This is a genomic window from Dongshaea marina (assembly GCF_003072645.1).
Lineage (GTDB): Bacteria > Pseudomonadota > Gammaproteobacteria > Enterobacterales > Aeromonadaceae > Dongshaea > Dongshaea marina.
The window spans coordinates 3,563,828-3,575,821 of record NZ_CP028897.1; the positions used below are offsets into that span (position 1 = coordinate 3,563,828).

The following is an 11,994-nucleotide window of genomic DNA, read 5'->3' on the forward strand; positions in this document are numbered from 1 at the left end:
GACTCCTTGAATCTCCTCTTTTCCATCCCCATGGTTAAGGTAACATGCTCATATAGCTGAGCTTCAATTTGGCCAATTCACAACATGCGTATACCAAGAATCTATCAGCAGGCTCCCCTGCAACAGGGACAATCACTCGCTCTCGACGCCGATGCAAGCAACCATCTGGCCCGGGTTTTGCGGATGCAGGCCGGCCAGGAACTGATCCTGTTTAACGGTGAAGGCGGGCAGTATCAGGCAAGAATCGACCTGGTTGAGAAAAAGAGTGTCCATGTCCTTATTGGCGAATTCAATGACCGCGACTGCGAATCGCCACTGCCGATCCACTTAGGTCAGGTGATCAGCCGTGGTGACAAAATGGAGCTCACCATCCAAAAATCCACCGAGCTCGGAGTCCGTGAGATCACTCCGCTATTTTCCAAACGCTGCGGAGTCAAGCTCTCGGGTGAGCGGCTGGCAAAAAAACATCAGCAATGGCAGAAAATTGCCATTAGTGCCTGCGAGCAATGCGGGCGTAACCAGGTTCCGCTAATCCACCCGCCTATGCCACTGGAACAGTGGATCCAGGAAAAAACGCCTGAGCTAAAGCTCAACCTGCACCCAAGAGCTCACTACTCCATCAATACCCTGCCCCAACCGGAGCATGGGATCCGCCTGCTGATTGGCCCTGAGGGGGGCCTCAGCGAGGAGGAGATCGAACTTTGCTCTGGATCATGCTTTGAAGAGTTACTACTGGGCCCAAGGGTTCTTCGAACTGAAACCGCGGCAATGACCGCGATTACCGCACTCCAATGTCGCTTTGGCGACCTGGCTTAAGGGATACTTATGGCTATTAAACTCGGGATCGTGATGGATCCTATCGATGGGATCAATATCAAAAAAGACAGCAGCTTCGCCATGCTGATGGAAGCTCAGGGCCGAGGCTATGAACTCTACTATATGGAGATGGACGATCTCTATCTGGACCAGGGGCAAGCCAGGGCTACCATGAAGCAGCTGTGTGTTGAAGAGGATCCGGGCTGCTGGTACAAGTTCAGTGAGGCTCATGATCAAAGCCTCAGTGAGCTGGATGTGATCCTGATGCGTAAAGACCCTCCCTTTGATACCGAATATATCTACGCCACCTACATTCTGGAGCGTGCCGAAGATGAAGGGGTCCTCATCGTCAATAAGCCTCAGAGCCTGCGCGATGCAAACGAGAAGCTCTTTACCGCCTGGTTCTCGGAGCACACCCCGCACACCCTGGTCACCCGTAGTGCGGCGAAGATCCGTGCCTTTTACCAGGAGCACCAGGATATTATCCTCAAGCCTCTGGACGGCATGGGTGGTGCATCCATTTTCCGGGTGAAAGCCGACGATCCGAATCTTGGGGTCATCATTGAAACCCTGACCGAGCATGGCCAGCGTTACTGCATGGCTCAAACCTTTATCCCGGAGATCACCAAGGGAGATAAGCGTGTGCTGGTGATTGACGGCGAGGCGATCCCCTACTCCCTGGCGCGGATCCCTGCCAGCGGTGAAACCCGGGGCAACCTGGCAGCCGGAGGCCGGGGTGAGGCTCAGCCTCTGACAGCCGAAGAGCTGGCGATTGCCAATGCGGTGGGTCCGACCCTCAGGGAGAAGGGACTCATCTTCGTCGGGCTGGATATGATAGGGAACCGCCTGACCGAGATCAATGTCACCAGTCCGACCTGTATCCGGGAGATCGAGGCCGCTTTCGACATCAGCATCACAGGCAAGCTGATGGATGCAATCGAAGCACGCCTTGCAACCGCCCGGGAATAAAAACACAAAGATTGCTCAGGGACGAGTAATTTCACCCGGCTATGATACGGAAACTGCCATACTAGAAATAAGCGTAGGGAGTAGTTGAGCGCCTATGACAAACTTTGAAAACCACTTTCTAATCGCGATGCCGACCCTCAAGGATCCCTTCTTTGAACGGTCACTCGTCTATCTGTGCGAGCACAGAGAGCAGGGAGCGATGGGACTGGTGGTCAACATAGCTATCGATATTTCGCTCAAAGAACTCCTCACTCAGCTGGATTTTCATCCGGGTGAATCACCTAAGCTTGCCAAACCGGTTCTCCAGGGAGGCCCCATCTCTCTGGATCGTGGCTTTGTGTTGCACTCTCCCTGCAAAGGGATGGACTCAAGCATACAGCTGACCGACAACCTGATGGTCACCACCTCCAAGGATATCCTCGGGGTTCTTGGTTCTCACCATGAACCCAGTGACTACCTGGTTACCCTGGGCTACGCCGGATGGAATCCGGGTCAGCTGGAGCAGGAGCTCAAAGAGAATGTCTGGCTGACTATCCCGGCCGATCCCGCCCTAATTTTTGAAGTTCCGATTCACCAGCGCTGGGAGATGGCAGCCCGCTCACTGGGAATCGATATCTGGCAACTCTCCTCTCAAATCGGACACGCATAAACAGATGACCCACATTGATTACCAAACCTGTATGGGGTTTGATTTTGGCACCCGGAGTATCGGTGTTGCGATCGGCCAACGGCTAACAGGAACCGCCCGTCCTCTGACCAGTCTCAAGGCCCGGGATGGGATCCCAAACTGGGATCAGATCAAGGCACTGATTGATGAGTGGCAGCCGGATCTGCTGATCGTCGGCCTGCCGCTAAATATGGATGGCACCGAGCAGGAGGTTACCAAGCTGGCCCGTAAATTCGCCAACCGCCTGCATGGCCGCTTCGGGAAACGGGTCGAGCTCTGCGATGAACGCCTGAGCACCGCTGATGCCAAGGAGCGGCTGTTTGCAGCCGGAGGCTACAGGGCCCTGGATAAGGGCAAGATCGATGCGGCCTCGGCGCAGCTGATCCTTGAAAGCTGGATGGAACGGCAATACGACTGAAGGATAATTTATCCTGCTGATGGCTGTTTGCAGCTGCGCTGCATGAATGTCGGGATCGCCCGACAGCGAGCAAAGGGGCAAACGCCTTTCCCCTTTGCAATCCCCTCGCGCCCCGAACCTCGCTGCATCCTCGTCTCACCTAAGGCTCAAGGCACAGCTTAGACATCACGTCCATGTGATGGCTAAGCTTTCACGATATCCCTATCGCTCAACCTTAATCCTTCACGGCTCGCCTCGGCGCTCGCTCACGGGGATTTAGGGCCCCGTCTATTTGCGCCGAGGGTTTCAAGTAGGAGCAAAGGGTGAGTGGCAAGGATGCCACGAAAAGCCAATCAGTATAGGGGTGAAGTTACTTCCGAAGTAACGAAACGAGAGGCAGGATGCCGAACTGGGGAGGGCTGTCAGGATGATAGCCGCCTGAGAACGGCCTTTTCCCGCCGCCGCTCGGCAGCTATAACCATCCCTGGTGATCGCTGCATTCGTATATCCTATACATCGCAGCGGCAAATGTGCCACAGGCACAAATAGTAGGTCCGAAGGACAAAGCAGAAGTTGGCTTTGTACCAATAGCGAACTTGATAGCATTGCATGCAGCTAATATTGTGGCTTCGCCACAGATATGTCGGGGCGCCGACAGCGCCTGACTTTTGTATCGGCAAAAGTCAGCAAAACCTCCCTTCGCGCTGCGAGTCCCTCCGCAGAGCTGCGGTGCTCGACATCCTGTCTCGAAAACAAAAAATAGTGGTTTTATAGTTTGCCTCGGCGCTCGCTTACGGGGGGGACTTCCCCTTTGATTCGTGCCTGAAAATCATAATGCGAGTGAAGCCGAATGGCAGGATGCCATGAGTGCATAGCCACGCCAGGGGTGGAGTCTCTCCCAGAGAGGCGGAACGAGAGATAAGGATATCGAACTGGGGAGGCATATCATGGATGGTATGCGGCGTGTCTATGCTTGAGCTTCAAGGAGTAAGTGATTTTCAGGATCTTCACGAATCGAGGGGGTACCCTCGGGGTTGTTAGGGGGACTGGGTGAGCAGTCCCCCTAACCCGTAGTCCGCGGCCGGACAATTGTGCCAAAGGCACAAAATCCTGTCCGAAGGACAAAGCAGAAATTGGCTTTGTACCTATAGCGAACTGTTGATTGTGCTGCGCACGACTAATCTGCAGCTTCGCTGCAAGTGCCGGTGCTGACCGGCAGCAGGCAAGAAGGTGCGCTCGCCCGCACCCTCTTGCATCTCCCGGGGCGCCCCGGATCTCGCTGAACCTTCGACTCACCTAAGGATTAAGGCACCACTTAGACGCGACATCCCTGTCACGGCTAAGATCTCATCACATCCATGTGATTAGACCTGAATCCTCAACGGTTCGCCTCGGCGCTCGCTCACGGGGGATCATGTTCCTTTCTCCGATTCAGCTATAGAGGAAATTTAGGTTTTTATGTGTTAGAGGCAGGATGCCGAACTACGTAGCTCTGTGGATGGACTCACAGCGCGGAGTGAGATTTTGCCTACTTTTGACGATACAAAAGTAGGGCGCAGTCGGGCGCCCCCAACATCTGTGCCACAGGCACAAAAAGCTGACCGCAGGTTAAATGATGAAGGTTCGCTTTGTACCAATAACAAACCTTATATATCCTGCGGATGACTGTTTGCCACTAGCTGCCGACTGCCGGTCTCGCCGGGGCCGATTTGTTAGCCCTCTCCCTTCCACTTATCGAACTTGGATTGCAGGTTGAGCCAGAGCTCAGGGGTTGTGCCCAGGGACTTAGCCAACCTCACGGCTATCTGTGGAGTGACTGGCTGCTCACCCGCCAAAACGCGCTTTAACGTCTCCAACGAAATTCCGGAGACTTTAGAGAGCTTGCCTTCGGTCATCCCGACCGAGCCTATGTACTCCTCTGTGAGCTTTTTTCCCGGAGTCACAGGCTTGGCTTGCTGGTGAGTCAGTGCCTTATCCTTCTTTACCTCCTCCTCTATCTGCTCCATGGTGTGATTCAAACGCTCTGAGCTCTCCTTTGACCAAGAGGAGTTTTTCATCGTATCAAGGCTCATCTTACAACCTCCTCGGCAGGCCTGAGATCATCTGCCATCAAGCTCTAACGCATTAACCCTTAGCACAGGTTGCATAGTTCTGTGGTGTGCAGTAGGTCATAGGGATGTTGATCACTTTTTGATAATCCTGACCCCTGACGATTTTATACAGGGTAAAAAGAGCTTGCCGCCCCATCTCGAAGGGATTTTGCCCAATGTTTCCATGGGCGAGCCGCTCCTTTAGATATTCAAGCTGTATCTCGGCCGAATCTGCGATGATCAGGATGAGCTTTTTTTGCTCAAGCTCCGCTTTGTGGGGCTCAATCAGCTCACGGTAACCCTCCACAAACTGAACCCAGCCACCAACAGCAACGAATGCATCGATATCTTTATCCCTGTATGTCCGCAAGACCGCTTTTAACTCCTTGAACGCGCGCTCAAACTGCCCGTAGTTATACAAGGGTTCACTAAACTCATACCACCCATTTTGCCCCCGAAGAGGCTCTCCCGGTGGATGATGATAGCTATGGCCAGAGAGCGCGGAGCGTACCCCCATCACCCTAAGATTCAGATTCGGAGAATCAGGCCGCCCACTTTGGATCACCAGGGTTCCTCCCTGGGGCCTGTACTGCTTGAGCTGCTCCCCCAGAGCGCGCCCGATCTCAACATCATCGGTTCCCACATAGGCAAGGCGCAGCTTTTGGTTCTTGCTGAGTGATTCAGGAGAAAAGTCTGCATCATAGGTGATCACAGGGATCCCCCGGGAAATCGCTTTTTGGATGCTGTGTGTTGCAAGATACTCTGATTGAGAGATAGCCACCGCGATACCATCAACGCCCTCATCAATCAGATCCGAAATGATCTTATCCTGACGCCTGACATCGATATTAGAGCTACCGCGAAAAATACACTCAACATCGGCAAGCTCCGCCGCTGCAGCCATACACCCCTGACCACTGGCGATGAAAAACGGGTTATCGACCTGCTTGGGAACCATGGCAAATCTCAGCTCTGAAGCTCCGAGAACCGAAGATAAGCTAAGAACAAGGCTGCATAGCAGGAGGGGGTAAATAACCGGCATCATCACATGTCCTATAAACCCGGGAGTCCTGAGTCAAGTATAGGTGGCAGCGGCCGAGTGGGAAATTGAGAGCCTGGTCGTGGTGGTAGCAACTCCCGGGTGAGAAGACAGCGGGGTGATCGTCTGCGACGGCAAGGCACAAAAAAGGCCGCAACGCGGCCTTTTAATCTATCCAGTGTAAAGTTTAAGCTGATGCCTTGGTGCGGCGACTCTTCTTCTGCTCAGGGATCCACAAGCCATCCCGGTAATGAGCCGTCCAGCCGGTGGCCTTGCCATCAACTTCACTCATCACATACTGCTCTTTGTTCTTACGGCTAAAGCGAACCATCACCTTGTTACCATCGGGATCCTGAGCCGGGGCCTCGGTCAGATAGATAAACTTGGCCGGCAAGCGATCTTTAAAGCGAACCAGCTCCTCCACCAGAGGTGCCCGGGTTTCACGGGACTTAGGGAAGGTACTAGCCGCTAAAAATAGCCCGGCCGCGCCATCACGTAGCACAAAATAGGCATCAGACTTGCTGCAGGTGAGCTCTGGGAGATGAACCGGATCTTCCCGTGGCGGTGCAATCTCACCGCTTTTGAGGATCTTACGGGTGTTCTTACACTCCTCATTGGTACAGCCCATATAGGCACCAAAACGCCCTGTCTTGAGCTTCATGTCCTGACCACAGCGATCACATTCGATGATCGGGCCATCATAACCCTTGAGCTTAAACTGCCCCTGCTCTATCTCATAGCCATCACAGTCCGGGTTGCGGCCACAGACGTGCAGTTTACGCTGCTCATCGATGAGGTAGCTATCCATCGCGGTCTGGCACTTAGGACAGCGGTGCATTGCCCGCAAGGCTTCAACCTCGCGCTCGGCATCATCGGCGGTCACCGACTCAAACTCGTCGCTGGACACCAGATCGATGGTCTGCTTACAGCGCTCCTTCGGTGGCAGAGCATAGCCGGTACAACTCAGGAACACCCCTGTCGTTGCGGTGCGGATCCCCATCTTACGGCCACAGGCCGGACAATCCACATCAATGGAAACCATCTGATTTTCGCGCATTCCCCCTTCACTACTTGGTGCAGAGGCCTCCTCAAGCTCCTTGGAAAACTCACCGTAGAAGGCATCCAGGGTATCGGTCCAGACTCGCTCACCGTGAGCCACATCATCGAGCTTGTTCTCCATCTGAGCGGTGAAATCATAGTTCATCAGCTCTTCGAAGTTCTCGATCAGGCGATCGGTGACGATTTCACCCATCTTCTCGGCAAAGAAGCGACGCTTCTCAACTCGCACATAGCCGCGGTCCTGAATGGTAGAGATGATGGATGCATAGGTGGATGGGCGACCAATCCCCTTCTTTTCCAGCTCACGTACCAGGGAGGCTTCATTAAAGCGTGCCGGTGGCTTAGTGAAGTGCTGAGCCGGATCAAGCTTATCCAGGGTCAGGGCTTCGCCCTCCTGAATATTCGGCAGCGCCGTATCCTCTTCCCCTTTCTTGCGAGCGGCAGGTTGAACCCGGGTCCAACCATCAAAACGCATAATTCGTCCCTTGACCCGTAGTTCAATATCTCCAGCTTCAACGGTCAGGGTGGTCGAATCATAGAGAGCATCAACCATCTGACAAGCCACAAACTGGCGCCAGATCAGCTCATAAAGCTTGAGGGCATCGACTTCCATTCCCTGCAGCTCTTTGCCGGGCAGCGTCTTCACATTCGAGGGACGAATCGCCTCGTGCGCTTCCTGGGCATTCTCTTTAGAGCCATAACGCTTAGGATCCTCAGGCAGGTAATTATCACCAAACTCCCCCTGAATATAGTCACGAACCGACTCAACCGCTTCCTGGCTCAGGTTGGTCGAATCGGTACGCATATAGGTGATGTAACCCGCTTCATAGAGGCGCTGTGCCAACATCATGGTGCGCTTAACCCCAAATCCAAGGCGGGTACTCGCCGCCTGTTGCAGGGTCGAGGTGATAAAGGGTGCAGATGGGCGGCTCTTGGTCGGGCGATCTTCGCGCTTTTTCAGCCGATAGCTTGCCTGATTGAGCAGGGCGATCGCAGCATCGGTTTGTGCCTTATTAACCGGGCGAAACTCCTTACCAGACTCGCGTACCACCTGAACCGTCAACGCCTGCTGCTTGCTGCCCTTGAGCTTGGCAAACAGATCCCAGTATTCCTGGGGTTCAAACGCCTTGATCTCCCGCTCACGCTCCACCACCAGGCGGACCGCAACCGATTGAACTCGCCCGGCAGACAGGCCTCGGGCCACTTTTTTCCACAGCAGTGGCGAAACCATATAGCCCACCACGCGATCCATGAAGCGACGCGCCTGCTGAGCATTGACCCTGTCCATATTCAGATCGGCCGGATGAGAGAAGGCCTCGGTGATCGCCGACTTGGTGATCTCGTTAAACACCACCCTGTGATAGGTGTGCTCATCGGACCCAATGATCTCCCGCAAGTGCCAGGCAATCGCCTCTCCCTCGCGGTCCAAATCCGTTGCCAGGTAGATGGTGTCACACTTATCAGCCAGACTACGCAGTTCATTGACGACCTTCTCTTTGCCTGGCAAGACCTCGTAGCGTGCCGCCCAGTTGTGCTCCGGATCGATGCCCATTCGAGTGACCAACGCCTGCTTCTCTTTTGCTTTTTTCTGCGCCAGTTTCTCTTCGGGGCTCAGCCCCTTTGTCGTGGTGCGAGGAGCAGCCTTTTTCTTCGCCGCCGCGCTACCACTGGTCGGAAGATCGCGGATATGTCCAACACTGGACTTCACCACATAATCCTTCCCGAGATACTTATTAATAGTCTTTGCCTTTGCAGGCGACTCCACTATTACCAAAGATTTTGCCATAGAATGCCAACCAAATTTTACTGATGCCGCGATGCGCATCCCGCCTGCCACCAGGCAGACTCAAAGACTCAAAGGTGGGGGGTATAAGGTATATCAGGTAAAAATGCAAACTTATTTAGTTTTTACCACCCACAACCAAAATCAAATTAACCGCCTTCGCCCTGCTGCAACTTCAACGCGGATCGCAGAATAACCTGTCCTGCGATCCTAGGCTCCTGAACACAAGTAGAGTTCAGGTCTTGGGCTGCGTCAATTAACGCAACCAGGAAAATGGGCTCGAAGTAGCCAAACGAGCCACTGCCCGCTCAATCCCGAGGCTCACCGAGTGGCTCAATTTGTCAGCCAACCGTTTGCGTACCACGTAACGAACGCCAACCAAGGTTCGATCCGGATGCTGGCTCAGAAGATACTCATCACTGGTCTGGATGGTATCGATAAGGCCGAGCTTCAGGGCCTGACGGCCAAACCAGTACTCACCGGTCGCCACCTTGGAGAGCTCAAGTTCGGGTCTATGTTCACCCACAAAGTCCTTAAACAGGCCATGAATCGCCTCCAGATCTTCGCGAAACTTGGCTCGTCCCTTGTCACTGTTTTCCCCAAACATGGTCAGGGTACGTTTAAACTCGCCGGCGGTATGCTGCTCAAAATCGATATCGTTACGCTTGAGTAGGCGGTTGAAGTTCGGCAGCTGAGCAATCACTCCAATCGAGCCAATAATCGCAAAGGGGGCGGCCAGGATCTTCTCGGCCACACAGGCCATCATGTAACCACCACTGGCTGCGACCTTATCCACGCTCACGGTGAGCGGGATATGCCGATCGCGGATCCGTTGCAGCTGAGATGCAGCCAAGCCATAACCATGGACCACACCACCACCGCTCTCCAGGCGAACCAGGACTTCATCCTTGCTGGAGGCGATTGCCAGCACAGCGCTCACCTCTTCGCGCAGGGAGCGAACCTCTTTGGCATCAATGCTGCCCTTAAAGTCCAGTACGAACAGCCGGGATTTCTGGTTGCGCTCACTGCCCTCATCCTGCTGCTTGAGCGCCTGCTTGCGCTCTTTGGCCGCTTTTTTCTGGGCTTTTTTACGCTTTTTCTCGACCAGCTTCTGCTCTTCGCCGGAGAGTAGTTCAGACTGCAGCCGATGCTGAGTCTCATCAAGCTGCTCCGACAAGTTGGAGATCTCAAGCTCACCCTTGCGCTGCTTTTGGCGCATCACCAACATCAGGATCACCGCCACCAAAACTATGATCGCGATGACCCAGGTGGCCGTTTTGGCCAAAAATAATCCGTATTGAAGCAAAAAGTCCAAGCCGTGCTCCTTTATTTATCCAATTAGATCAAAAGTGCCACTTTAGTGGCATCAGCTGCGATTAATCAGCCGACTCGCCCTGAGGAAGCAGTTGATAACTCACCTGCTGCTTTGAAACCATTTTCCGGCATTGGTTGCAGAAAAAGTCTACGGCCCCACAAGCCTTGAGGCGCTCCAAAGGTTGCTGACACTCGGGACAGTTGGTCTGAAGCAAAAAGGCCTGGCCACAATGCTGACAGCTCGGGGTCTCGGAGCGAATTCCGATCCCCGGATGTTGGCAGGCAGGACAAGTCAGTTGAAAAGCCATCGCTTATTATCTCTTTTTCATATGCTTAAGCAGGCGCTTGCGCTTGCGAACCTGGCTAAGAGTCAGTTTTTCACTCTTACCCTCATAAGGGTTGCTCCCTTCCTGGAACTCGATATGGATAGGAGTCCCCATGATCTTGAGGCTACGCCGATAGTAGTTGATGAGATAGCGCTTATAACTATCGGGCAGATCACGCAGCTGATTCCCATGAATCACGATGCGCGGCGGGTTCTGTCCACCGGCGTGGGCATATTTGAGCTTGATCCGGCGACCTCGTACCATGGGTGGCTGATGCTCATCCTGGGCCATCTGCATGATCCGGGTTACCAGAGCGGTACTCAATTTACGAGTCGCACTCTCGAAGGCCTCGGTCACCGACTCGAACAGGTGGCCGACACCACTGCCGTGCAGCGCCGAGATGAAGTGCAGCCGGGCAAAGTCGATAAAGCCAAGACGCCGATCCAGCTCGCGCTTGATATCATCACGCACATCCGTATCCAGGCCATCCCACTTGTTCACCGCCAGCACGATGGAGCGACCCGAGTTCAGAATAAAGCCCAGCAGGCTGAGATCCTGATCGGAGATCCCCTCACGGGCATCGATCACCAGCAGCACCACGTGCGCATCCTCAATGGCTCGCAGGGTCTTGATCACAGAGAACTTCTCGACCGCCTCATTGACCCGCTTGCGACGCCGCACCCCGGCGGTATCAATAATGGTGTAGGGCTGACCGTCTCGCTCAAATGGGATGTAGACAGAGTCACGGGTGGTACCCGGCATGTCGTAAACCACCACCCGATCTTCACCCAGGATCCGGTTGGTCAGGGTTGATTTACCCACATTGGGGCGACCGACAATCGCCAGCTTGATGTTACGGATCTCCTCCTCTTCGGGCTCATCCACCTCATCACTCGCATCCAGATCCGGCTCTTCAGGCCAGGCCCACTCATCAACCTCAGGCTCCTCCTCCGGATCGATGCACAGACCCAGCTGCTCAAAATGAGGGCGCAGGGAGTGCTCCAGCAGGGAGGTCACGCCACGTCCATGAGCTGCCGCAATCTGGTAGATCTCACCGAGTGCCAATGCATAGAACTCGGCAACCGCACTATCGGCGTCGATGCCATCTGTCTTGTTGGCGACCAAAAATACCTTCTTCTGCTCTTTACGCAGATGCTCGGCAATCGCCTGATCGGCCGCGGTTAAGCCTGCTCTGGCATCCACCATAAACATCACCACATCGGCTTCAGTAATCGCCTGCAGTGACTGGCCTGCCATCTCAACTTCAATTCCCTCTTCGGTGCCGTCGATACCTCCGGTATCGATTACCAGAAATTCCAGCTCACCGAGTTTCGCCTGGCCATATTTTCTGTCGCGGGTCAGCCCGGGAAAATCAGCGACCAAAGCATCCCGAGTTCGGGTCAGTCGGTTAAACAGGGTTGATTTACCTACATTCGGTCGCCCCACCAGGGCTACAACAGGGACCATTGAAATAATTGCCTCTTTAAGATTTCTTAAAACAGATACGTGAAAAGGCTCCCCGAGTCCCCTCAAG

Annotated in this window: 10 protein-coding genes; 4 read left to right on the forward strand and 6 right to left on the reverse strand. The window is 54.2% G+C overall.

All coding sequences use genetic code 11. The features are described 5' to 3' along the window. The first annotated feature begins 84 nt into the window (after positions 1-84). The 4 genes from rsmE (at position 85) to ruvX (ending at position 2,870) form a co-directional block, all read left to right on the forward strand. Positions 85-816 (forward strand): 16S rRNA (uracil(1498)-N(3))-methyltransferase, encoded by a 732-nt coding sequence (gene rsmE / locus DB847_RS16685; protein ID WP_108651718.1) that lies wholly within the window; start codon positions 85-87, stop codon positions 814-816. Between the two features lie 9 nt (positions 817-825). Then, a complete protein-coding gene (gene gshB, locus DB847_RS16690; protein ID WP_108651719.1) occupies positions 826-1,785 on the forward strand; it encodes a glutathione synthase in 960 nt (319 codons plus the stop codon). Positions 1,786-1,879: 94 nt separating this feature from the next. Then, positions 1,880-2,434, forward strand: coding sequence for a YqgE/AlgH family protein (locus tag DB847_RS16695; RefSeq protein ID WP_108651720.1), 555 nt, complete (start codon positions 1,880-1,882; stop codon positions 2,432-2,434). Between the two features lie 4 nt (positions 2,435-2,438). Then, positions 2,439-2,870 carry a Holliday junction resolvase RuvX gene (ruvX, locus tag DB847_RS16700; RefSeq protein WP_407644423.1) on the forward strand — a complete coding sequence of 144 codons (432 nt, stop codon included), beginning with the start codon at positions 2,439-2,441 and terminating at the stop codon, positions 2,868-2,870. Between the two features lie 1,691 nt (positions 2,871-4,561). On the opposite strand, the gene DB847_RS16705 is transcribed toward ruvX, so the two are convergent. The 6 genes from DB847_RS16705 to der all read right to left on the reverse strand — a co-directional run bounded on the left by DB847_RS16705 (position 4,562) and on the right by der (position 11,927). Next, a complete protein-coding gene (locus tag DB847_RS16705; protein WP_108651721.1) occupies positions 4,562-4,921 on the reverse strand; it encodes a HigA family addiction module antitoxin in 360 nt (119 codons plus the stop codon). A gap of 52 nt (positions 4,922-4,973) precedes the next feature. Further along, entirely contained in the window at positions 4,974-5,984 is a 1,011-nt protein-coding gene (locus tag DB847_RS16710) for a substrate-binding domain-containing protein (protein WP_108651722.1), read from the reverse strand. A 181-nt stretch (positions 5,985-6,165) separates the two neighbouring features. Further along, entirely contained in the window at positions 6,166-8,823 is a 2,658-nt protein-coding gene (gene topA, locus DB847_RS16715) for a type I DNA topoisomerase (RefSeq protein WP_108653006.1), read from the reverse strand. A gap of 253 nt (positions 8,824-9,076) precedes the next feature. Beyond that, positions 9,077-10,135: a protease SohB gene (sohB, locus tag DB847_RS16720; RefSeq protein ID WP_108651723.1), complete on the reverse strand. Its 1,059-nt coding sequence runs from the start codon at positions 10,133-10,135 to the stop codon at positions 9,077-9,079. 61 nt (positions 10,136-10,196) lie between these two features. Further along, positions 10,197-10,442 carry a zinc ribbon domain-containing protein gene (locus tag DB847_RS16725; protein WP_108651724.1) on the reverse strand — a complete coding sequence of 82 codons (246 nt, stop codon included), beginning with the start codon at positions 10,440-10,442 and terminating at the stop codon, positions 10,197-10,199. A gap of 6 nt (positions 10,443-10,448) precedes the next feature. Further along, entirely contained in the window at positions 10,449-11,927 is a 1,479-nt protein-coding gene (gene der, locus DB847_RS16730; RefSeq protein ID WP_108651725.1) for a ribosome biogenesis GTPase Der, read from the reverse strand. Positions 11,928-11,994 lie beyond the last annotated feature (67 nt).

Coding starts and splice junctions, on each gene's coding strand:
- ruvX (WP_407644423.1), top strand. CDS start 2,439: ATGACCCACATTGATTACCAAACCTGTATGGGGTTTGATTTTGGCACC.
- gshB (WP_108651719.1), top strand. CDS start 826: ATGGCTATTAAACTCGGGATCGTGATGGATCCTATCGATGGGATCAAT.
- DB847_RS16725 (WP_108651724.1), bottom strand. CDS start 10,442: ATGGCTTTTCAACTGACTTGTCCTGCCTGCCAACATCCGGGGATCGGA.
- rsmE (WP_108651718.1), top strand. CDS start 85: ATGCGTATACCAAGAATCTATCAGCAGGCTCCCCTGCAACAGGGACAA.
- DB847_RS16705 (WP_108651721.1), bottom strand. CDS start 4,921: ATGAGCCTTGATACGATGAAAAACTCCTCTTGGTCAAAGGAGAGCTCA.
- topA (WP_108653006.1), bottom strand. CDS start 8,823: ATGGCAAAATCTTTGGTAATAGTGGAGTCGCCTGCAAAGGCAAAGACT.
- DB847_RS16695 (WP_108651720.1), top strand. CDS start 1,880: ATGACAAACTTTGAAAACCACTTTCTAATCGCGATGCCGACCCTCAAG.
- DB847_RS16710 (WP_108651722.1), bottom strand. CDS start 5,984: ATGATGCCGGTTATTTACCCCCTCCTGCTATGCAGCCTTGTTCTTAGC.
- der (WP_108651725.1), bottom strand. CDS start 11,927: ATGGTCCCTGTTGTAGCCCTGGTGGGGCGACCGAATGTAGGTAAATCA.